Here is a 22,616-nt window from a genome sequence, read left to right on the forward strand (position 1 = left end):
CGGAAAAGCTGGTATTTCTGCGAGGTTTTCACTCAAGTCCACAAGCGCGGAGAAACAGCGTTGAAACTTCTTTCTCAATGCGGTCAAGATCGAGTGGCTCGTCCTTGCTCAGTTCCATCATGCTGCGAACCTGTGTTTCAAAGTCAGCATAATGCTGTGTGACAGCCCATATATGCATTTGAAACAGAAGCGGATCGACCGGCTTGATACGGCCATCATCTACCCATGACTGGATGAGCTTTACCGCATTGTGGGTCGCACTGACGTGTTTTGCCCAATGACGGCGGAGATAGGGCGCACCGTTGGCAATCTCGGTAGTAAATAGCCGAGAGGCTTTGGGGTTTTTCTGACTATAGGCGAGTTTTGCGCGAATATACTGCCGGATCACCTTGGCCGGGTCCTGTTCGGTGCTGGCTCCGAGGAAAATTTCTTCCCAATCATCGAGGATGAAGACAATAATATCCTCGTAGAGCTCTTCCTTGCTGGAAATATAGTAGTGAAGCTGCGGCTTGGTGAGACCAGCACGGTGGGCAATTCCTTGCGTTGATGCGCCCACCAGTCCTTTTTCCGCAAACTCATCGATAGCGGCTGTGCGAATAGCACCTTGAATACGACGCCTGCGGCCGAGAACCTTGTCTCGTCCGGTCAGTTCGTTGTCGTCATTCTGGTCATCTATTGTCATACGTGCCAGCCGCTATCTAAAATATAGGCGCTTATTGGTCCAGTTGCTTCTTGATGGCCAGACCTGCGCCTTTGTTTACGAACGCGTCGGTGGCAACCTTGGTCATGTCCAATTCGTCACCGCTGACGATGCCCGACTTGCGAGCCAGTTCGTAGAACTGCTTGACCCGGTTCATGTCGATTGCGCCGATGCCCTTTTCCAGCGTGTCGCCGCTGTCGATGAGCTTCAGGTCCTTGAGACGTGCAAGTTCCGCATCCAGCGTTTCCTTGCTCATATCCGCGTTGTCCTTGAGGATCAGTTCGTAGGCCTTGCTGTTGTCGCCGTAGAGGAAGTTGGTCCAGCCTTCGATGGAAGCCGTCACAAAGCGCTGCACAAGTTCTGGATTCTTTTCGACGAGATCCTGACGCGTCTCAATGGTGTTCGCATAGGTGCTGTAACCCTGATCTGCGAGCAGGAAGGTTGTAACCTTGGCGCCTTCCTTTTCGGCATAGATAGGTTCGGCAGTTGCATAGGCTTGCTGCACAGCCTTTTTGTCGCTGAGGAACTGAGCCAGGCTATAGCCATAAGGGCGGAGCTGTTCGTCCTTGAAGCCGAAATCTTTGACTAGCCACGGCCAGAACGAGAACTGGCCATCCTTGGAAATCAGGATCGTCTGCGCATTTGCGAGGTCTTTGAAGTCCTTATATTCGCCTTCATGCGCCATCAGCGCCTGCGGGTCTTTCTGGTAGAAAGCTGCAACAACTGTGGTCGGCACGCCATTGGCGACGTTGTTGAATGACAAAAGCAGATTGCCGGTCAGGAGAAAATCGAGACGTCCAGCGGCGAGCATCGGACGATTATTGACCTGCGGTCCGCCCATCTCGATCTTTACGTCGAGGCCGTATTTTTCATAAGTTCCGTCGGCAAGAGCCTGGTAGAAGCCGCCGTGACCTGCCTGTGCCAGCCAGTTGGTGCCGAGCGTCACTTTGTCGAGCGCATAGGCCATCTGTGCGGAAAGGCCCATGCATAGTGCAGCGAGGGCTGCAACGAGTGTCTTTTTCATTCTGGTTCCCCTGGTTTTAGTTCTTCAATGCCATGTCGGCCGTCCAGCCGCGAGTTTTGCCGGGATTGAGCAGACCGTAAGGATCGGCCTGCTTCTTGAACTCGATCTGAACATTGTCGATTTCCTTCATGCCACCGTCTTCGATCGTGTAGGCATGTGGATCATAGATGTCGCAGCCGTCGACCTGTTCCAGCTCTTCGATGAGGCGATACATTTGATCACGGCCTTCAAAGCGCACGAGCGGTAAGGCAAAAATTTGCACTTCACCCTCAAGGCGCGCCATTTCGTGATGCATGTATTGCGTTTCGCCATAGCGTTCGATCTGGCGATTGACCAGCGCCACATCAAACGGACGAGGATAGGCAACCTGCAAATAAGTCCAGCCCGGTTCCGCTTTCAGCGCCTGAAGGGTTGTATGATTCCAGCCACATTCATAAGCGGGTTGGAGGCCAGCCTTGTGCAATTCATCGAGCGTCATCGAGAAAGAGACCTTGCCGCCGAACTCGGTTGCAAGCGCCTCAAAACGTGCGACTTCCTGTGGCGCGATCATCGCGAAAACGGCATCCTTATCGGATGGGAAGAGTTCGCCAAACTTGGTGTAGAAGCGCGCAAAACGGCGATCCACAGTCGTCAGTAGATAGCAGTCGAGGTTGTTTTCCAGCGCCTTCAGGCAGAAGTTTAGCGTTGCTTCATAAGTATCGAACAATGCAGCAGTATGCACCCATTCCGTTGCTTTCGTCAGGCCGATTTCAAGCTCAAGAATGATGCCGTTGGTACCATAAGCGTGCTGCACCTTGTGGATATCACGACCTGTCAGTTCGATGATTTTTGGTTCTGGTTCAACCGTCAGAACCTTCACACAAAAGACATTGCCATCGTCACGCAACATGCCATGGCGAAGCGAGCCAATGCCGCCTGAACCGCCCGAGAAAAAACCGCCAATAGTGGCGATGCGGCGGGTGGACGGATACATCAGCAATTCCTGACCCGTTTCGCGCACAGCATCGTCAAGGCGCGAAATACGTGCGCCACCTTCAACGCGAACCTTACCCGGCTCAATTGCGATGATGCGGTCGATCTTGGTCATATCGAGGATGACACCGCCTTCAAGCGGAACGCATTGGCCGTAATTGCCAGTGCCGCCGCCGCGAACAGTAATTGGGATACGGAGCTTGGCTGCAGCCGCTGTCACGCGGCGCACCTCATCCTGATCTTTTGGTATGACGACGAGATCGCCAAGGTAATGGCCGATATCTTCGGTCAGGATCGGGCTGTACCAGAAATAATCGCGCGAACGCAGTTCGACCTGCTTGGGGTCGTCATAAATGCGGATGCCTTCGATTTCGGCGCGAAATGCTGCCCAGTCATAGATGCGCTGCGGTGCGACAGAATTCATGGGGTTCTCCGATTAAATTATAGTTCCATCACGCCAGATGACGCGACGCGCCTGCGGACGGCTGATGAGGTCGTTAATGTCTGTGGCGTCATGCCAGATGAAATTAGCAGGTCCGCCCTCAGAGAGCACCTGAACGCAGTCACTCCCGATGAAGCGGGCGGGCAGGGTGGTGACGCTGTCAAGCCAATCATCCGGCTCAAGGTGGCAGACCGGGGCTGCAAGGCGAAGAACCGAAAGCGGATCGTAATCCCCGTAAGGATAGAAAGCGTCGCGCACATTGTCGGAACCAAGCATGGCGTCCATGCCTGCCCGACGCGCTTCTATGAGAGGCGCTACACCACGCTGGCGCGGCGATTTTCCGCCAAGCCTGTCTTGCAGATAGAGATTTGAAGTCGGCAGCGAAACGAGAGCGGTTCCCGCATCCGCAGCAGCATCGAGAATGCTGCTTAGTTCTTGCGGTGAACGCAGAGAAAGTGAGCAAGCATGGCCGCAAAGAACGCGTCCGCTCATCTTGTGGTGTTTGGTTGCAGCCACGATCAGTGAGAAGCCGTCAGCTTCTGGTTCAAGCCCTTCATCGACGTGAAAATCGAGCTTGAGACTATGCTGAACGGCCAGACGAAACATTGCTTCGACTTTGGCTTCCAGATCGGCATTGCGATAAAAGAAAGCGCCGAGAACGCCGCCATCTTTTGCCACTCGTTCGGCAATTTCAACTCCTGCATCAAGCACGATATCGCCGTGAATAAGGGCTGCAAGCTCAAGATCAATGCGGTCTTTCCATTCGTCCCGCAGCTCATTGAGAACCGGCCATGCGGTCGGCATTTCAGGCGTTGTCCAGTCGACATGGCTGCGCATGGCACCTACGCCTTGCGCAAAAGCTGCCTCAAGTCCGCGTGTAGCACGCACGCGAATATCATCGGCGTTCCAAGTCTGACGATCAACATTCATCAGGTCGATCGCATCGAAGAGACACTCGACCTTGGCACTACCCCGTTGGGCAATACGCTCAATAGTGAAGGTTTTGTCGAGATGTACGTGAACGTCGGCGAGAAGTGGCGTGACAAAGCCGCCATTTGTTGCCTGTGAAGGCGTAAGCGATGTAATGCGCCCAGCATCTAGGCCGATGTCGTAATACCCCCTGAGGTTAGCTACGGCTACGCCTTTCAGTAACTCATCGTCCCCAGTCTTAACGTTCACGGCGGATCTCGCTTTCATGCCAGCGTCCAAGGACAAGGCGCGACAGCCAGCTTGTGATAAGGAAGATCACAATGCCGAGCAGTGAAACGAGGAACAGCGCTGCAAACATGCGCGGAATTTCGTTGCGGAAGCTTGATTCCAGAATACGCGAGGCAAGGCCTGTGCTTTGGCCAGCGCTGCCAGCAACGAATTCAGCGACGACTGCGCCAATCAGTGAAAGACCACCGGCAATCTTAAGTGCTGCCATGAAATAAGGTAAAGCGCTTGGCGCGAGCAGGTAGCGCAGACGCTGCCAAGGCGATGCACGATAGAGCTTGAACAGATCGCGCAGATTATGATCCGCACTGCGCAGACCGATGACGGTGTTTGACAGGATCGGGAAGAAGGCGACGATCCATGCGCAGATCAGCAATGCTGAAAACGTATCGCGCACATAGATCAGGATCAGCGGTGCAATAGCGATAACCGGTGTCACCTGAAGAATAACGGCGAATGGGAAGAATGCCATTTCAATCGGTCGGGAGAGGGCAAAGATCATGCCGAGCAGAACGCCGCCGACAATCGCGCAAAGAAGCGAGATCAGCGTGAGCTTGACCGTAAACCACATTGACGTCATCAGTGACGGTCCGTCTTTCACCAGTGTTTCTGCAATAAGCGACGGAGCCGGGATCAGGTAATGCGGCACTTCATAAAAGCGTACGAGGCCTTCCCAAATGCCAAGTGCGATGATGATCGCAAGTGTTGGCATAATGATACGCAGATTTCGATCGCGGCGGGCGAGGCGGTGTTGTTCGGAATTAAGAACTGGCAGTTGGTTTTGCATTTGGTTCATTTTCCCGCCCTCAGTGGTCAATGTCTTGAGACGAAAGCGTCGCGGTGAGTGCATCAGAAACGCGCGCGCAATCCTTTGCATAAGCTTCCGTGGTGCGGAAGTTCTCAGCGCGTGGATAGCTGCCCTCAATGGCAATATCGGCAACCACACGTCCGGGACGCGCTGCCATGACGATCACGCGATTGGACAGATACACAGACTCATAAACGCTGTGCGTGACGAAGATCACCGTCAGCCCATGCTCTTGCCAGAGCCGCAACACGTCATTGTTGAGCTTGAAGCGGGTCATTTCATCCAATGCTGCAAACGGCTCATCCATAAGCAAAAGACGAGGACGCGTGACCAGCGCGCGGGCAATGGACACGCGCATTTTCATGCCGCCGGAAAGCTCACGCGGATAGGCGTTGGCAAAACGGGATAGGCCAACCTGCGCCAGCACTTCGTCCACGCGCGGCGTTGCTTCTTTGCGAGAAAGGCCGGAAAGACGAAGCGGCAGATAAACATTGTCGAAAACGCTGGCCCACGGCATCAGCGTTGGTTCCTGAAACACAAAACCGATGTCCTGAGCACCAACCGGTCCTTTGCCCGGTGTATGGCCGTTGACGCGAATATCGCCTGCGGAAATAGATTCAAGCCCAGCGATCATGCGCAGAGCCGTGCTCTTGCCACAGCCCGACGGGCCGAGAAAGCTAACGAACTGGCCTTGTTCGATTTTGAGCGACATATCGCTCACGGCCATGACACCGGTGCCGTACTGCTTGTAGACTCCGTTGATATCAATCAGGGAAGATGGGGCTTGCGAGTTGGGGGCCACGCTCATCCTCCTCACCAGGCAGGTTTGTTTGCGAACCACGAGAGTGGCGCACGTTCAATTTCATCCAGCACCTCGACCAACCGCTCAGCAGCGAAGTCGATGGTTTTGCGGCCTTTTTCGGCCGTTGCAAGCGTTGCATCACCCGCCGCGCCGTAAGGATTGATGTCCTGTATCTGCCAGGCGGGCTTTGCGCCGCCATTCAATGAAAGATGCTTGTATTCGCTTGCAAAAGTTTCCGTAAGCGTTCGGAAATCCTGCGCCTTTGACATGTCGACCAAATCTGGATGCAGTTCCAGCATCACTGATGTTTCCATGTCGCCAGCGTGAATGCCGTGCTTGAGATCATGCTCGCTGTAGATGCCTTCGGGCATGCCGAGCGCAAACCAGTTGACGCTGACCACCATCATGTTGTGTTTGATGCGCAGTTCTCTCGCGACAATATCCATGACACTGATCTGGCCGCCGTGGCTGTTAAGCAGCACCATCTTGCGCACGCCGCTTGCGGCTACACAGTCGCCAATCTCGCACCACATGCGGATAATCGTTTCAGCAGAGAAAGTCAGCGTGCCGGGATAAAGGCTATGCTCATTGCTCTTGCCAATGGCCTGAGTTGGGAGAAACAGCGCGTGGCTTTCGTCAGGTAGGCGCGCGATGGTTTCCTTGACCATGCCGTCCACTATTGCCGCGTCGACAGCGACCGGCAGATGAGGCCCATGCTGTTCAATCGCCCCCACGGGCAGAACTGCTACGAGCTTCTCACGATCGAGGCGTGAGAACGCTTCGCTCGTATAATCGGACCAATATCGTTTCAAGGTGGCGCTCCTTGTTTGCCTCGGGGCTTGCTTCTAGGCGTGCTTTTGGGCTGGCTGCTGGCGATGGCCGCATGTTGAAGCACAGAACTTACTAAACAATCTGACCGATCGGTCAAACTAAATGTTTAAAATTTCAAAGATGCATGCAATTAAGGTGTGAATCCGTGACGAATTCGCCACGCGACAGCCTGCCATCATGATTATGATGCGCGGGAATTTTCCGGAGGTCCTATGGACAACAGATGCATAATTATTGGTGCGGGCCACGCGGGCTCGCAGGCTGCAATCAGTCTGAGGCAGGAAGGGTATGCTGGCGAAATCGTGCTTATCAATGATGAGCAAGATATCCCCTATCACAAGCCGCCTTTATCCAAATCTTATCTGAAAGCTCCTGAAAGTGGTGTTCTGGTGCTTCGCCCGGAAAACACCTATCGCGATAACAATATTGAGATGCTTTTCGGTCGCCGCGTCGATGGCGTTTCGCTCATTGACAAGACTGTCACTCTTGACGACGGTGTCATCCTGACTTGGTCGGAATTGGTGTTCGCCACTGGCGCCCGCCCGCGTATCCCGGACGTTCCGGGCGTCGCTCTTGAAGGTGTCGTGACGCTGCGCCGTCTGGATGATGCGCGCCGCATAGCAGACATGATGCCGAGGGTGCAGAATGTCGTGATTATCGGCGGTGGGTTTATCGGCCTCGAAATGGCGCATAGTGCCATAGCACTTGGTAAAAACACCGTACTGATTGAGGCTGCTCCGCGCGTTCTTGGGCGTTCTGTTGCAACGCATATTTCTGCCCATGTCGAAGCACGCAGCCGCGCTGCGGATATTACGCTTTTGACCGGACTTGGTGTCACTTCTATTGAAGGTGAAAATGGACGTGTGACAGGCGTAACGGCGGCAGATGGCACAGTTTATCCTGCCGATATGGTGGTACTTGGTACGGGCGCAGTTCCAAATGTCGAACTTGCGACCGAAGCCGGACTCGCCGTCGATAATGGCATCATAGTCGATGAGCATATGCGCGCATCCGTCGAGCATGTTTATGCAATAGGTGATTGTGTCAGCTATCAACATTTTCATGCCGGACGGCGCGTGCGCCTGGAATCGGTTCAGAATGCTACTGATCAGGCCAAGCACGTTGCACGTTCGATTGTCGGGCGCGGCACGCCTTTCCGCGATGTTGCGTGGTTCTGGTCGGATCAGGGTGACATGAAATTGCAGACGGCTGGGCTGTCCTTTGATGCCGACCGTCATATTCTGTCGGGCAATTTGGAAGATAATGCTTTCTCGGTGTTCCATTTTGCAGGCGACAGGCTGGTTGCTGTCGATTCAATTAATCGTCCGACCGATCACATGATTGCACGGCGTCTTTTGGCTGCGGGGATAAATCCCACAGTAGATGACATTTCATCAGGTCCAGCGCGTCTCAAAGAACTGCTCGCGTCAGTACCGAAGGTTTGAGGATTTACGATGACTGTTTTGAAACATCTGTTGCCTACCGATATGGCGGCTCCCTTTGCTGCCTATAGCCACGGCGTGAAGGTAAGTGCCGGTGCAGAGCTGGTTTTCTGTTCTGGCCAGCTTGGCATTGGACCAAATGGTTCGGTACCTGAAGACGCGGGCGCACAGGCAGAGCTTTGCTTTGAGAATATCCGCCGCATCCTGCGCGACGGTGGCATGGAACTCTCTGACATCGTGCGTATCAATGCCTATGTAACGGATCGTGCCTATATGCGCCCTTATATGGACGTGCGTGACCGGCTGTTTCCACAGCCAGCACCAACCTCGACATTGATGATTGTTTCCGGCTTTACGCGAGAGGAATTCAAGGTCGAAATCGAGGCTGTCGCGGCGCGCTGATACGATACCGCATCACAACAATGCGTATCGCCTTTGCCTGAAAGGAATGGTAGGGTTGTCCGACATCCTCCGCTCCCTTCAGGCTCATTCATGTCTCAGTTAAAGTCCTCCGCAGCGCTGCGGGAAACATCGCCGCGTGCATCCGCAAGGCCTGCAGAACTTGCACTCGCCATCGGCGGCTTCGGTATTGGCACCGGAGAGTTCGCGATCATGGCGCTTTTGCCCGATATCGCGCGCGATCTGAATGTCACCATACCAAGCGCCGGGCATCTTATCAGTTCCTATGCTTTGGGTGTGTTGATTGGTGCGCCTGTACTGGCCGTTCTGGGTGCAAAGCTCGATCGTCGCAAGCTGCTGTTTTTGCTGATGGGGCTTTTTGCTTTCGGCAATCTCGCCAGCGCATTCATGCATGACTATACCGGTCTTTATATAATGCGCTTTGTTGCAGGCTTTCCGCACGGCGCCTATTTCGGCGTAGCCTCGTTGGTAGCGGCATCATTGGCGGAGCCTGGCAAGCGTGCGCAGGCTGTTGGGCGTGTTATGATGGGGCTGACCATTGCCACATTGTGCGGAACGCCTTTGGCGACATGGCTGGGACAAGCTGCTGGTTGGCGCGCGATGTTTGCAGCCGTTGGCCTGATTGCCATTCTTACAATGGTGCTGGTCATGATTTATGTGCCGAAGCAGCCTGCCGATGAAGGCGCATCTCCATTGCGAGAACTGGGTGCATTTCGCCGCAAACAGGTTTGGCTGACGCTCGGTATCGGCGCTATTGGAACCGGCGGTCTGTTCTCCGTCTTTACCTATGTGGCTGCCACAGTGACGGAAGTCTCGCATATCGACGCAAAGTGGATGCCGGTTGTATTCGCCACATTCGGTCTTGGCATGGTGTTGGGCAATGTCGTTGGCTCAAAACTGACCGACCGCACTGTCATGGGAACAGTGGGAATGGTGCTGCTTTACGATATGGCCGTCATGCTGGTCTTTCCGTTTCTGATGCAACATCCAGCCACGGCATTTTTAAATATCCTGCTTGTTGGCGGCGGGTTTGCGCTTGTTCCAGCTTTACAGACACGCTTGATGGATGTGGCCGCTGACGCACAGACGCTGGCCGCAGCGCTCAATCATTCTGCACTCAATCTCGCCAATGCAATTGGCGCATGGCTTGGCGGGTTAGCGGTGGCGTGGGGCTTTGGCTGGACATCGACGGGCACTGTTGGCGCGTTACTGGCCGTTGCAGGCCTCGGCGTGTTCGCGTTGTCGGTTGTATTGGATCGCGCAGGCCGGGCAAAGGCATTACTTGCATCTTAATGAAGTGCACAAAAAACAACACCCGTCGCAGGGGAAGCGACGGGTGTGTTTAGGGTAAGACCGGATTGGGAGGAGGAGTTCCGATCTTTATAATCACCGAGGCTAATGGGAGGAGGGATGCCCCGGCGATAATTGGAAAACTGTGAGGACCGCACGGTTTGTAGGGCGCGGTCCCTAATAGGCCATCTAGTGGCCTGTATTCGGCGCTTGCCTTCCGAGATCAGCGTCGCTTGTTATACAACCGCTTTACGCTTTTCGGAATTCGCTATCAGCGAGCAGCAGCCTTGCGTGCGACGAACGGAATTTCCGAAGGCATGATGCCGAGGTCGTTCAGTTCACGTGGGCTCAGGCGGCTCAGTTCGTTTACAGTGTTACGGTAACGGCGCCAGTTGTTGTACGAGCGGATCAGGTTCATTTCTCTCACCTAGTCAAAAAATCAAATCTCTTTGTTGCCAACAGCATATAGGTGGGTTGATCTGAAAGTTGCAGAGACAGATTTGCATAGCTGCTGTGCAATTTAGCCTGTCGATTGCACGTCTTTTGCGCAGCTTGGTCATTATGTGATCACAATCATCAGGCGCACTGACCAAATCACCCTTTTTTCGGTGGTTTGCGGTCATTTAAAAGCATGGGGCCGCGCAGAGCATTCTCGCGCATGCTCTTTGTTATCTCTGCTGAAAAGCCCAGATCTTCATAATCGCAGTTTTCGGTTTTGATGCGCTCAATCGCATTGCTTGCGGTTTGTTCGTCATCGATCTGAAACCCGCTGTCTTTGATGTCGTTGAGTGTCGCAGGAAGGTTTTCATTAAAGGCAAGTATTTCACTTGCGATTTGATGTTGTGCAATGATCGAAGCGCGTCCGAGATCGAATTCGGGCGATAGTTCTGTGATGCCGACCCAAAAATCACGCGGCGTTTTCAGGGTAAAATCCATCTGGTTTATTTTCCCGTCTTTCACCGCATCAAAGAACTGTTTGCCGAGTTCAAAGCCCCGGCGCGTAAACTGTATGCCGGTTATATTGTGGCCCATAGCGGCTTCATGCAGATAGCCGCATTGAAAATGCTTCCATGATCGCTCTGCAAAAGAAAGGTAATCTGCCTTGGATGGTTCGTCACTATAAGCTACGGATGCACTCGATAAAGACAGAACGATTGCCAAACCAATTTTACGTCTACACAAGAGAATATTCCTTCGAATGAAATGACTGTCAATGCGCTTGCTGCCTATCGCCGTGCTTGCATGAAACTTAAAGTTATTCTTTCGGCTTATTGGGAAAGAGCTGTGCAATTTTTGTCGCAAAATCCCCGGGAATTGTCGTCTTGTGACAATAATTCTACATGACTCCAGAAACGGTTTAAGCTAAGTGACTTATGTCGTGTGGTGGAGCATTACGTTTTGCGAGGATGTTCCATCACTGTTTGTCTGCGGGAGAGAGCTGACGCAAGTTGGCCACCGAAGGGGAAATCGCCCGAAATCTCTCAGGTACCATGAACCGCAGACGGGTAAGGCAACTCTGGAAAGTCGGGGGAAACTCCGCGCCGAAGGTGTAAGTATGGCTTTCTATATAGCCATGCGAGTCTCTCAGGCCTGAGACAGAGGGGCACGAAGCAACCGCATTTCGCGGGGGCATACGTGCGACTCTGGAGTTGTTATGGGCGATACCGCATTTTTGAATACTCTGCCTTTGCATGACCTGCATGAAGAAGCTGGCGCGCGCTTTGGCGGCTTTGCTGGCTGGAACATGCCGATCACTTATCCGCTCGGCGTGATGAAGGAGCACCTTCACACCCGCGCTCATGTCGGTCTTTTTGACATCTCCCATATGAAGCTGATCGAAGTGTCCGGCCCGGAAGCGGCGGAACTTCTGGAGCAGACCTGTCCGCTTGATCCCGCAGCGCTTGGGGTAGGGCAGTCGAAATATACTTTCTTCCTTAATGAAAAAGGCGGCGTTCTTGACGATCTTATCGTCACGCGCCTTGGCGAAGATCGCTATATGGTTGTCGCCAATGCTGGCAATGCTGATGCAGATATTGAGCATCTTCAGGAAGAAGCCGCTGGCAAGGACGTAAAGGTCAATCCGCTTGACCGCGTTTTCATCGCCATTCAGGGACCAGAAGCAGATAGCGTCATTAAAGATTTGGGACTTGCTGGTTCCGATCTTTCTTTCATGAACGGTTTTGAGCCAAAGGCTGGCTGGTTCATGACCCGCTCAGGCTATACCGGCGAAGACGGCTTTGAAGTTGGCCTGCCTGCCGACGAAGCGCGTGAACTGGTGAAGAAGCTTCTCGCCGATGAGCGTGTCGAGTGGATCGGCCTTGCCGCCCGTGACAGCTTGCGCCTTGAAGCCGGACTTTGCCTGCATGGTCAGGACATTACGCCAGAGACCGATCCGGTTTCGGCTGGTCTCACCTGGGCAATTTCCAAGCCAGTGCGCGAAAAGGCCGCTTTTAACGGCGCGCCAGCCGTGCTTGCTAGACTGGAGCAGGGCGTTGACGCAAAGCGCGTTGGCCTGAAGGCTGAAGGTCGCCAGCCAGTGCGCGCAGGCGTTGATCTTTTTGACGAGAGCGGCCGTCAGGTCGGCACCGTCACTTCGGGCGGGTTTGGTCCGTCCGCCGGTTTTCCGGTCGCCATGGGCTATGTCGAGCTTAGTCTCGCAAAGCCCGGCACCCGCATTTTCGCTGAAGTACGCGGTAACAAGGTTCCCGTTGACGTCTCAGCGCTTCCCTTCACACCACATCGCTATCGCAAAGGATGATATCCATGGCCAATATCCTGTTCACCGAAGATCATGAGTGGATCAGCGTCGAAGCTGGCGTTGCCACTGTCGGCATTACGATCCACGCACAGGAACAGCTCGGCGACCTCGTATTCGTTGATCTGCCGGAAGTCGGTCGCACCGTTTCCAAGGGCGAGGGCATCGTCGTTGTAGAGTCCGTCAAGGCTGCTTCCGACGTTTATGCGCCGGTCGATGGCGAAGTGGTTGAAGTTAACGATGCCGTATCGAGCGATCCAGCACTCATCAATCAGGCCGCAGAAGGCGAAGGCTGGTTATTCAAGCTGAAGCTTTCCGATGAAGGCCAGCTTTCGGGTCTTCTAGACAAAGCTGGTTACGACAAACTCGTAGGATAATGAAATGACGCAACAGGTTCTACCCTTTGTTGCCCGTCATATCGGGCCAAGAGTTGAAGACGAGCGCGCAATGCTTGCAGCGCTCGGCCTTCCTTCCATGGAAACGCTGATCACGCAGGCTGTTCCGGCTTCGATCCGGCTCAACCGCGCGCTTGATCTGCCAGCAGCTTTGAGCGAGCACGCAGCGCTTGCGGAACTCAGCGAAATTATGGACCGCAACGTGGTGAAGAAGAGCTTCATCGGTGCGGGCTATCATGGCGTGCTGACGCCGCCAGTTATCCAGCGCAACCTGTTTGAAAACCCGGCATGGTACACGGCCTATACGCCTTACCAGTCGGAAATAAGCCAGGGCCGTCTGGAACTGCTGTTCCATTTCCAGACGCTTGTTGCCGAGCTTTCCGGTCTTCCGGTTGCCTGTGCATCGCTTCTGGATGAAGCAACTGCCGTTGCTGAAGCTGTTGGAGTTGCCGTTCGTCATCATCGCGACAAGCGTGAGCGCGTTCTGCTTGCAGGCGATCTGCATCCGCAGACTGTTGATGTGATCAACACCCGCGCCGAGCCGCTTGGCTGGCAGGTTGAAGCTGGAAGCACGGTTGATGACAACACGGCTGCTGTCATTGTACCTTGGCCGGATACACGCGGCGTTTATGGCGACTTCACCGCTGTCATCGCCGATGCAAAGGCCAAAGGCGCTCTGGTGATCGCTGTCGCTGATCCACTGGCGCTGACAATTCTGGAAGCCCCTGCAAAGTGGGGCGCGGATATGGTTGTTGGCTCCATGCAGCGCTTTGGTGTGCCGATGGGCTTTGGCGGTCCACACGCTGCATATCTCGCAGTGTCCGAGCCTCTGACCCGCATCATTCCGGGCCGCATTGTCGGTCAGTCGGTTGATGCACATGGCCGTGCTGCCTATCGTCTGGCGCTCCAGACGCGTGAACAGCATATCCGTCGTGACAAGGCGACATCAAACATCTGCACCGCACAGGCGCTGCTCGCCAATATGGCTGCATCCTTCGCCATCTGGCATGGCCCGACAGGCCTTCAGGCCATTGCAACGCGTGTTGCCGGTCTTGCGTCGCGCTTTGCAACGAGCCTCAAGGCTGCTGGCATCGAAATCGCAGGCGACAGCCTGTTCGATACGGTCACGATTAAGCTTTCGGGCAAAGCCGCAAGCATTGCAGACGAAGCCGACAAGGGTGGCCGTCTGCTCCGCGTCATCGATGCGGATACGGTTGGTGTGACCTTTGATGAAACCTCGAACGAAGACGATCTTGCAGCACTCGCTGTTCTGTTTGGTGCAAAGCCAGTCGGCAATGACGATCTTCTCGTGCCATCCAAGGGACGTGGCGAAGGCTTCCTGACCCAGGATGTGTTCCATTCGCACCGTTCCGAAACCGAGATGATGCGCTTTCTGCGTCGTCTGGCCGATAAGGATCTGGCGCTTGACCGTGCAATGATCCCACTTGGCTCGTGCACAATGAAGCTCAATGCAGCAGCAGAAATGATGCCGGTAAGCTGGAACACAGTTGCCAATCTGCATCCATTTGCTCCAGCCGCGCAGACAACCGGTTATGCCAGGATGACTTCGGATGTCGAAGCGTGGCTTTGCGAAATCACCGGCTTTGCAGGTGTTTCGCTACAGCCAAACGCTGGTAGTCAGGGCGAATATGCGGGTCTTCTCGCAATCCGTCACTATCACCAGTCGCGCGGCGAAGGTCATCGCAATATCTGCCTGATCCCATCATCCGCACACGGCACCAACCCTGCCAGTGCTTCGATGGCCGGCATGAGCGTTGTCGTCGTCAATTGCCGTCCTGACGGCGATATCGACATTGATGATCTGAAAGCCAAGGCTGAAAAGCATCGCGATAATCTCGCCGCGTTCATGATCACCTATCCGTCGACCTATGGCGTGTTCGAAGAAGGCATCAAGGCTTTCTGCGAAATCGTCCATGACAATGGCGGTCAGGTCTATTTCGACGGCGCAAACCTCAATGCGCTCGTTGGCCTTGCTCGTCCTTGCGATATTGGCGCCGACGTTTGCCATATGAACCTGCACAAGACCTTCTGCATTCCACATGGCGGCGGTGGTCCGGGTGTCGGTCCGATTGGCGTTGCTAAACATCTCGTACCTTATCTGCCGGGTCATGTTGATATCGGTTCCAAGCACGCGGTTTCGGCTGCACCTTTTGGTAGTGCATCCATTCTGGTCATTACGTGGATGTATATCCGCATGATGGGCGGCGCTGGATTGAAGAAGGCGACCGAGGCTGCAATCCTCAACGCCAACTACATCGCGCATCGTCTGAAGGACGCTTATCCGATCCTTTACACCGGCGCGCATGATCGCGTGGCGCATGAGTGCATCGTGGATACGCGTGTGCTCAAAGACAGCGCAGGCGTCACCGTAGAAGACGTGGCCAAGCGCCTGATCGACTACGGTTTCCATGCACCGACCATGTCGTGGCCGGTTGCCGGAACGCTGATGATCGAACCGACCGAGTCTGAACCAAAGTCGGAAATCGATCGTCTTTGTGATGCGATGATTGCCATTGCAGGCGAGGCGAAGAAGGTTGCCGACGGCATCTGGCAAAAGGATGACAATCCGCTTGCCAACGCGCCGCATACGGCAGGTGATACTCTGGCAACAGAATGGACTCACCCTTATACGCGTGAGGAAGCTGTGTTCCCGGCGAGTGCCCTTGGTGGTGATTTTGACACGACGGCAAAATACTGGCCGCCGGTCAGCCGCGTCGACAATGTCGGTGGTGACAGAAACCTCATCTGTTCCTGCCCGCCGGTTGCGTCTTACGGTTGATATCTGGTGGTGTTTTAACACTTTGTAAAGCGACAGGTCGGAGCGGTACTCTATCGCTCCGACAGAAATAAAATCACCTGATTCTAATGCCGGTTTTGTTTGTCGGCGAAAGAATTGGGAACGTCTTTTTGCAGCGGAAATGATGCAAGAACCATGTTCTCTAACAGTCATTTCCGTCAGAAAACTGTCATTATTTTTGAAAGCGCTGCGGTAACGTAGCGCTTTTTATTTTAGTTCTAACTTACTGAAATTTAGCCAAAAAAAGAGCCGGACTAAAAAGTCCGGCTAAGTTATGAAGGTGCCATAAAGGCAAACCTCCAGAGGGGAACACTTACCGCGCGCAATGGGAGGAGGCGCAAGCGGTAAGCACCTGTCATATGGACCGGTTGCAACCATTCTTCAACCCCTGAAACACGAAATTTTTGACCATTTCGGAAAATTCTGAAACTTTTCGGAATTTTGACTGTTTCAGGCAGTTGATTGGTCAATGTTTGAGCTCGTTATGCAGGCTCACGGTGCTCCAAATCGAAACAATCTCCTGTTGCATTGCCGAGGCAACTGCGACTCGTAAATCAAGCCCCTAAGTTTTGCGGGTGTATTCGCGTGGCCTCATGTCTAGAGTATAGTCGGGAAATTGATTGGCATCGCTGCGAACGGGAGAGTTCATGGATTTGCGGCTGCTTCTACTTATGGTTATCGCCGGGATAGGGCTTGGCGTTCTGGCAATTCATTTTTTGGGTGGGGGAACAAAGCGCAGCATTCTTGCTGACGACGAAACGGTCAAAGAGCGTTTCCATCTCGATTATCCCGAAATCGAGATTGGTGAAATTTGCTACACCGAAGTTCGCGGCACAGCATTTTTTCCGCTGGCAGGACTTGGAACGGGGCTGGTGCATAGCGTTGGGGATCGGTTTTTGACGCGCTGTCTGGTTGCGTCCGATGTTCTCGCACTTGTGGAGAACGGCAATACCGAACTCATACTGCATATGAAAGATTTCACCTGGCCCAAGGTCGAACTGGTCTTTACCGACGCGATAGATCGGAAGAAGGTGAAAGACTGGCTGTCGGTTCCATCTTACGAGGGGAAGCTGCATGAATAGCAATCCGGTATTCTTGGATGTGACGCGCCTCGCAATTCCACTTTATGTATTGGGAATTTTGATCGAGCTGGTTGCGATCCGCTACTGGAAACGGAGGGGAGAGTTCGAAACACGCGACGCTCTGACCAGCCTGCTGATGGGGGCGGGGAATGTTGCAGCCGGTCTGCTGCTCGGTTTTGTCTCCGTCGTTGCGCTATTGTGGGTGTGGCAGTTTCGGCTCTTCGACCTGGGCCTGCATTGGTGGGTTTTCGTTGTCGCCTTCATTTTCGATGATCTGCGTTACTACTGCTACCATCGCATAGCGCATCGCGTGCGTTGGGTTTGGGCAGAGCACGTCAACCATCATTCAAGCCAGCATTATAATCTAACAACCGCTTTGCGGCAGTCGTGGACCGGGCAGATGACAGGCATGTTCGTGCTGCAGGTCCCTCTCGTTCTGCTCGGGTTTCATCCGGCAGTGATTGCTTTTGTCTACGGCTTTAATCTGATTTATCAGTTCTGGATCCATACCGAAGCCGTCGACAAACTTCCGCGGCCAATCGAGTATATTTTCAACACGCCGTCGCATCATCGCGTACATCACGCCACGAACCCGCGCTATCTCGATGCCAATTATGCGGGCACGCTGATTATCTGGGATCGGATGTTTGGCACATTTGTCGAAGAATTACCGGAAGATATGCCGCGCTACGGCATTGTGAAGAATGTTGGCACGTTCAATCCCGTGCGCGTGGCGTTCCATGAATGGTTCGGTATGTTGAAGGACGTGTTCTCGCCGGGCCTGACCTTGCGCCAACGTCTTCTATATATGATCGCGCCACCTGGCTGGAGTCACGACGGAAGCCGCAAAACATCGGAAGATTTGAAGGCTGACTATGTGAGGCTTAACCCGTCGGAAGCGGGCAAAGCGGGATTGCCCGGAAATATTAAACGGTAATTCGATAGAATTTCGGATGGTAGCCGAGGCTTGATAGCCGCAATTCAATACGCGAAAAGGCTTCACTATGAAGCCTTTTCAAAGGCTTACTGTACCTCAAAAAAATTGCAGTCTCATCAGGGGTAGCTAACTTACATCGCTGTAAGTTTCTGAAATAGTTAGAATAATTCTAAAACATTCCCATGGTAGTCAACTTCATTTGGCTTGCAGCGGTGCGCGCGTAGATATAGAAAGATGACAAATAGACGAAGGCTTGTGCCGGTTGTGAAGAGTGTCAATCAAGGGGCGGATTGATCACTCTGCCTTTTGGATGAACTCGAATGCTCGTACCATTTCTCATCATGTTCCGCGAAGGCGTGGAAGCTGCGCTAATCGTTGGCATTATCGCGAGCTATCTGCACCAGACCGGACGCAGCGCCTGGATGCCGGTTGTTTGGATTGGTGTGCTGCTGGCCCTGGCGATGTCGCTGGCAGTTGGCGCAATCCTCCAGCTTGTAAGCGCAGAATTCCCGCAAAGGGCGCAGGAGCTTTTCGAGGCCATTATCGGGCTCATAGCCGTTTTCGTGCTGACGTCCATGGTTTTCTGGATGCGTAAGGCGGCTCGTTCCATCAAAGCGGAACTGCATCATTCCATTGATGCGGCATTTGAAACGCCCACGCATAAGGGCTTCGGTCTGATCCTGATGGTGTTCTTTGCTGTGGCCCGTGAGGGGCTTGAGTCGGTCTTCTTCCTGCTCGCCGCATTCCAGCAGAGCGAAGGTGGCGCGGCACCGCTTGGCGCATTGCTCGGTGTTCTGCTTGCCGCTTTGGTTGGTTACGGTATCTATCGTGGTGGCCTGAAACTCAATCTGCGCCGCTTCTTCCGCTGGACCGGTGTTTTCATACTGATTATCGCAGCGGGCATTCTCGCAAATTCGGTGATGGCGCTGCATGAGGCTGGTATCTGGAACCACTTCCAGACGGTCGTGTTCGACACGAGCGAAATCCTGCCGCTCGACAGCACGCTTGGCTCGGTTCTGGCTGGTATCTTCGGCTATATCGCAACGCCGACGATCAGCGAAGTGGTTGCCTATCTCGGCTTCCTCGTGCCTGCGCTCATTATTTTCCTGATGCCGTCTTCCGCACCTGCGCAGAGCGCAGCCGCGAAGCACACAGTTTAATCGAAGAGATTTTCCATGACCAAGCCGCAAAGCCCAAAACCTGCTGCACCATTCTCCCGCAACCTCGTGCGAGCGGTTCTGGTGCTGGCCATTCTGCTGGTGCTGGCGGCAGGTGCTGCTTTCTATTACGCCTCGCGCGTTTCAGATAAATCGCGCCATGCAGATGGTGATGGCAAAGTACAGATCGTGGTCAACGCGAAAAGCTGCGATCCAAATGAACTGACGGTTCCGGCTGGGCGCACGGTTTTTGAAATCGTCAACAAGTCCGACCGCTCGGTTGAATGGGAAATTCTCGACGGCGTGATGGTTCTAGAAGAGCGCGAGAATATCGCACCGGGCTTCAAGCAGATGCTTTCCGCCAAGCTTTCGCCAGGCGAATACCAGATTACTTGCGGCCTTCTTTCCAATCCGCGCGGAAAGCTGATTGTGACACCATCGGCAAGCAGCGAAGCAGAAAAGGGTAAGATGCCGCTGACCGCTTTCCTTGGTGCGTTGGCTGAATATCAGATTTATCTGGCTACCGAAGTCGCTGAGTTCCAGAAGGCTGTTGCCACGCTTTCGGATGCCGTTTCAAGCGGCAATATCGAAGCCGCACAGACTGCTTATGCACCGGCGCGCGAAGCCTATGCCCGTATTGCTCCCGTTTCAGAAGCTTTCTCTGATCTTGATACGGCAATCAATGCACGCGCCGATTTCTTTGAAAGGCGTGAGCAGGACCCAGCATTCGGTGGTCTTCATCGCATTGAGTACGGGCTTTTTGAGCAGAAGTCGCTGGATGGCCTTCAGCCTGTAGCAACGAAGCTCGTGCAGGATGCCGCTGGTCTGAAAGACCGCATCCGTGCGTTGCGTATTTCGCCTGACCGGATGCTGGCAGGCACATCGTCAGCGCTCAACCGCTTTGCGTCTACCGCTGCTGACGCAGGCGATGATCGCTATGCACACACAGATTTGCAGGTATTTGCAGGCCTTGTTGAAGGCTCCGCAAAGACGGCGGACGTATTGCGTCCGATCATCGTCAAAGTCGATTCTAAGGCATTTGAAGGGATTGATGCTCAGGTGTCTGCCGTGAAGGCGCTGCTAAGTGCTCAGAATGGCAAGGCATACAACACGCTTTCTACAGACGAGAAGGCGAAGATCAAGGACGGCGCGACTGCTCTCGCCGACCAGTTTTCAAAACTCCGCGATCAACTTGGAGTGGATTAATGACCAAGAAATTTTTCAAAGACGATAGTTCTGAAACAGACAACCCAACATCGCCAACGCGCCGCGCCCTTTTGCTCGGTGCCGGTGCCACAGGTGTCGCGAGCGTACTTGCATCGCAGGCGGCTAACGCGCGCGCCTCTAACAACGCGCTTTCATCGGAAAGCGTGACGAATGCACCTGAAAGCGACAAGCTGCAGGAGAGCCAGCCATTTTATGGCGTGCATCAACCCGGCATTGTGACACCACGCCCTGCAACTGGTCTCGTGGCCTCTTTCGATGTTCTGGCGCGTGATCGCGCGGGTCTCGAACGCATGTTCAGACTTTTGACAGAGCGCGCAGCCTTTCTCATGAAGGGTGGCGAGCCACTGGCGCTTGATCCAAAGTTTCCGCCATCCGATTCCGGCATTCTCGGGCCGACTGTTACCCCTGATAACCTGACGATCACGGTGGGTCTGGGTAGCTCGCTTTTTGATGATCGTTTTGGGCTCAAGCCGTTTAAGCCAAAACAGTTGCAACGCATGACGGGGTTCCCCAATGACGCGTTGCAAAAGGATTTGTGCCATGGCGATCTGGTAATTCAGTTTTGCTCCAACACTGCAGACACTAATATCCATGCGCTGCGCGATATCATGAAGAACATGCCTGATCTTCTGATGGTGCGCTGGAAACAAGAAGGTTCAGTGCCGGTTCAGCCGCCGCATTCGCCCAAAGCGAAGGAAAGTGCGCGCAATTTCCTCGGTTTCCGCGATGGCTCTGCCAATCCTGATGCTGCCGACAAGGGATTGATGGATCGAGTTGTCTGGATTCAGCCGGGCAAAGATGAGCCGGAATGGGCTTCTCACGGCAATTATATGGTCGTGCGTCTCATCCGTAATTTCGTCGAGCGCTGGGATCGCACACCGCTGCAGGAACAGCAGACGATTTTTGGTCGCCATAAGGATAGTGGCGCGCCATTCGACGGTAAAACCGAAGCTGACGTTCCGGACTATTCGAAGGACCCGGAAGGCAAGGTTACGCCGATGGATTCTCATATTCGGTTGGCCAATCCACGCGATGCCAATGCCGAGCAGCATCTGATTTTGCGGCGTCCATTCAACTATTCCAACGGGGTCACGAAGTCCGGCCAGCTCGATATGGGGCTGCTGTTCATCGCTTATCAGGCCGATTTGGAAAAGGGCTTTATCACCGTTCAGAAGCGCCTCGATGGCGAACCTCTGGAAGAGTATATCAAGCCCGTCGGCGGCGGTTATTTCTTCACGCTACCCGGCGTGAAAAATCAGGATGACTTTTACGCACGAGCACTCCTGCAGGCGAGTGGGCCGCAGAACGCGCGTGGGTGAAGGTCTTATCACCACGGAGAGGTAAACATGAAATATCGTCTGCCACTGCTCGCGTCGGCTTGTGTCGTCGCTCTGTCCCTCAGCTTCGGTGCTGCAAAGGCCGAAGTCTCCCCACTCGATCTGGTTCAACCGATTGCTGACTACAAGATCTACGTTCAGGACAATCTTGATATTCTCGTGAAAGACACAAAGGCTTTCACCGACGCGATCAAGGCTGGCGATCTGGCGAAGGCGAAAGAACTTTATCCATCCTCGCGTGTTTCTTACGAAAAGATCGAGCCGATTGCAGAGCTTTTTGCAGACCTCGACGCCTCCATCGATAGCCGCGCAGATGACCATGAAGATGCAGAAAAGTCTGACGACTTTACTGGCTTCCATCGTCTCGAATATGGCCTATTCTCGCAGAACTCGACTGAAGGTCTCGATAAATATGCCGATAAGCTCTATTCGGATGTTGTCGAGCTGCAGAAGCGTATCAAGGACATGACCTTCCCACCTGAAAAGGTTGTCGGCGGTGCAGCAGCCCTTATGGAAGAGGTCGCGGCTACCAAGATTTCTGGCGAAGAAGATCGTTACAGCCACACAGACATCTGGGATTTCCAAGCCAATGTCGATGGTTCGCAGAAGATCGTAGAACTCTTCCGTCCCCTTATCGAGAAGGAAAATCCTGAGCTTCTCAAAAAGTCGGATGCCAACTTCAAAACCGTCAACGACATTCTTGTGAAATACAAGAATGGCGACGGCTATGAATTATACGATAAGCTGACTGAGGACGATCGCAAGGTCATGGCTGGCGCGATCACGACGCTCGCAGAAGATCTTTCGACACTGCGAGGCACGCTCGGTCTGAACTGATCACTCTAAATGGAAAATGAAAATGGCGGGCCTTGCCCGCCATTTTCATTTGTAATGAACGATACTTATAAAGAGATATTGCCCGCCGCGAGATCAGGCCATAGGCTGGGTTGTCTGGATTCATC

21 protein-coding genes and 1 riboswitch are annotated in these 22,616 nt (G+C 53.8%); of the genes, 12 read left to right on the forward strand and 9 right to left on the reverse strand.

The window, feature by feature from the left end; translation table 11 throughout:
* Positions 1-28: 28 nt before the first annotated feature.
* Genes CES85_RS01200 through CES85_RS01230 form a run of 7 tightly spaced genes read right to left on the reverse strand, consistent with a single transcriptional unit; the run spans position 29 to position 6,775 of the window.
* Positions 29-682 carry a TetR family transcriptional regulator C-terminal domain-containing protein gene (locus CES85_RS01200; protein ID WP_095444260.1) on the reverse strand — a complete coding sequence of 218 codons (654 nt, stop codon included), beginning with the start codon at positions 680-682 and terminating at the stop codon, positions 29-31.
* A gap of 31 nt (positions 683-713) precedes the next feature.
* The gene (locus CES85_RS01205) at positions 714-1,724 is read right to left on the reverse strand and encodes an ABC transporter substrate-binding protein (protein ID WP_095444261.1); all 1,011 of its coding nucleotides are present in this window, start codon (positions 1,722-1,724) and stop codon (positions 714-716) included.
* A 16-nt stretch (positions 1,725-1,740) separates the two neighbouring features.
* Positions 1,741-3,120: an FAD-binding oxidoreductase gene (locus CES85_RS01210; RefSeq protein ID WP_095444262.1), complete on the reverse strand. Its 1,380-nt coding sequence runs from the start codon at positions 3,118-3,120 to the stop codon at positions 1,741-1,743.
* A 12-nt stretch (positions 3,121-3,132) separates the two neighbouring features.
* On the reverse strand, positions 3,133-4,335 hold the full coding sequence (locus tag CES85_RS01215; protein ID WP_095444263.1) for an amidohydrolase family protein: 1,203 nt from the start codon (positions 4,333-4,335) through the stop codon (positions 3,133-3,135).
* On the reverse strand, positions 4,307-5,149 hold the full coding sequence (locus CES85_RS01220; RefSeq protein ID WP_208636274.1) for an ABC transporter permease: 843 nt from the start codon (positions 5,147-5,149) through the stop codon (positions 4,307-4,309). The genes CES85_RS01215 and CES85_RS01220 overlap by 29 nt, the downstream gene beginning before the upstream one ends.
* A 10-nt stretch (positions 5,150-5,159) precedes the next feature.
* Positions 5,160-5,969, reverse strand: a complete 810-nt coding sequence (locus CES85_RS01225) for an ABC transporter ATP-binding protein (protein WP_095444265.1) — start codon at positions 5,967-5,969, stop codon at positions 5,160-5,162.
* Between the two features lie 5 nt (positions 5,970-5,974).
* Positions 5,975-6,775, reverse strand: a complete 801-nt coding sequence (locus tag CES85_RS01230) for a creatininase family protein (RefSeq protein ID WP_095444266.1) — start codon at positions 6,773-6,775, stop codon at positions 5,975-5,977.
* 231 nt (positions 6,776-7,006) lie between these two features.
* Here CES85_RS01230 and CES85_RS01235 point away from each other — a divergent pair, with 231 nt between their 5' ends.
* The 3 genes from CES85_RS01235 (at position 7,007) to CES85_RS01245 (ending at position 9,949) form a co-directional block, all read left to right on the forward strand.
* Positions 7,007-8,239, forward strand: coding sequence for an NAD(P)/FAD-dependent oxidoreductase (locus CES85_RS01235; protein WP_095444267.1), 1,233 nt, complete (start codon positions 7,007-7,009; stop codon positions 8,237-8,239).
* Between the two features lie 9 nt (positions 8,240-8,248).
* The gene (locus tag CES85_RS01240; RefSeq protein ID WP_095444268.1) at positions 8,249-8,638 is read left to right on the forward strand and encodes a RidA family protein; all 390 of its coding nucleotides are present in this window, start codon (positions 8,249-8,251) and stop codon (positions 8,636-8,638) included.
* A gap of 90 nt (positions 8,639-8,728) precedes the next feature.
* On the forward strand, positions 8,729-9,949 hold the full coding sequence (locus CES85_RS01245) for an MFS transporter (RefSeq protein WP_095444269.1): 1,221 nt from the start codon (positions 8,729-8,731) through the stop codon (positions 9,947-9,949).
* A gap of 268 nt (positions 9,950-10,217) precedes the next feature.
* Here the strand turns inward: CES85_RS01245 and CES85_RS01250 are convergent, their stop codons facing one another.
* Together CES85_RS01250 and CES85_RS01255 are read right to left on the reverse strand one after the other, a co-directional pair.
* Positions 10,218-10,364: a DUF1127 domain-containing protein gene (locus CES85_RS01250; RefSeq protein ID WP_084486680.1), complete on the reverse strand. Its 147-nt coding sequence runs from the start codon at positions 10,362-10,364 to the stop codon at positions 10,218-10,220.
* Positions 10,365-10,540: 176 nt separating this feature from the next.
* Entirely contained in the window at positions 10,541-11,236 is a 696-nt protein-coding gene (locus tag CES85_RS01255; RefSeq protein ID WP_157743388.1) for a hypothetical protein, read from the reverse strand.
* Between the two features lie 128 nt (positions 11,237-11,364).
* Positions 11,365-11,454: riboswitch (glycine riboswitch) on the forward strand.
* A 146-nt stretch (positions 11,455-11,600) separates the two neighbouring features.
* On the opposite strand from CES85_RS01255, the gene gcvT reads away from it, so the two are divergent.
* The 9 genes from gcvT (at position 11,601) to efeO (CES85_RS01300) (ending at position 22,491) form a co-directional block, all read left to right on the forward strand.
* Positions 11,601-12,704 (forward strand): glycine cleavage system aminomethyltransferase GcvT, encoded by a 1,104-nt coding sequence (gcvT, locus tag CES85_RS01260; RefSeq protein ID WP_095444271.1) that lies wholly within the window; start codon positions 11,601-11,603, stop codon positions 12,702-12,704.
* Positions 12,705-12,709: 5 nt separating this feature from the next.
* Positions 12,710-13,078 (forward strand): glycine cleavage system protein GcvH, encoded by a 369-nt coding sequence (gene gcvH, locus CES85_RS01265; protein WP_095444272.1) that lies wholly within the window; start codon positions 12,710-12,712, stop codon positions 13,076-13,078.
* 4 nt (positions 13,079-13,082) lie between these two features.
* Positions 13,083-15,896 carry an aminomethyl-transferring glycine dehydrogenase gene (gcvP, locus tag CES85_RS01270; RefSeq protein ID WP_095444273.1) on the forward strand — a complete coding sequence of 938 codons (2,814 nt, stop codon included), beginning with the start codon at positions 13,083-13,085 and terminating at the stop codon, positions 15,894-15,896.
* 665 nt (positions 15,897-16,561) lie between these two features.
* A complete protein-coding gene (locus tag CES85_RS01275; protein ID WP_095444274.1) occupies positions 16,562-16,996 on the forward strand; it encodes a hypothetical protein in 435 nt (144 codons plus the stop codon).
* The gene (locus tag CES85_RS01280; protein ID WP_095444275.1) at positions 16,989-17,933 is read left to right on the forward strand and encodes a sterol desaturase family protein; all 945 of its coding nucleotides are present in this window, start codon (positions 16,989-16,991) and stop codon (positions 17,931-17,933) included. The genes CES85_RS01275 and CES85_RS01280 overlap by 8 nt, the downstream gene beginning before the upstream one ends.
* Positions 17,934-18,253: 320 nt before the next feature.
* Positions 18,254-19,093: an iron uptake transporter permease EfeU gene (efeU, locus tag CES85_RS01285; protein WP_095444276.1), complete on the forward strand. Its 840-nt coding sequence runs from the start codon at positions 18,254-18,256 to the stop codon at positions 19,091-19,093.
* Between the two features lie 15 nt (positions 19,094-19,108).
* Positions 19,109-20,296 carry an iron uptake system protein EfeO gene (gene efeO / locus CES85_RS01290; protein ID WP_095444277.1) on the forward strand — a complete coding sequence of 396 codons (1,188 nt, stop codon included), beginning with the start codon at positions 19,109-19,111 and terminating at the stop codon, positions 20,294-20,296.
* Positions 20,296-21,636, forward strand: a complete 1,341-nt coding sequence (gene efeB / locus CES85_RS01295; protein WP_095444278.1) for an iron uptake transporter deferrochelatase/peroxidase subunit — start codon at positions 20,296-20,298, stop codon at positions 21,634-21,636. The genes efeO (CES85_RS01290) and efeB overlap by 1 nt, the downstream gene beginning before the upstream one ends.
* 27 nt (positions 21,637-21,663) lie before the next feature.
* Positions 21,664-22,491, forward strand: a complete 828-nt coding sequence (gene efeO / locus CES85_RS01300; RefSeq protein WP_095444279.1) for an iron uptake system protein EfeO — start codon at positions 21,664-21,666, stop codon at positions 22,489-22,491.
* Positions 22,492-22,616 lie beyond the last annotated feature (125 nt).

This window comes from Ochrobactrum quorumnocens (assembly GCF_002278035.1).
In the GTDB taxonomy this organism is placed as follows: Bacteria; Pseudomonadota; Alphaproteobacteria; order Rhizobiales; family Rhizobiaceae; genus Brucella; species Brucella quorumnocens.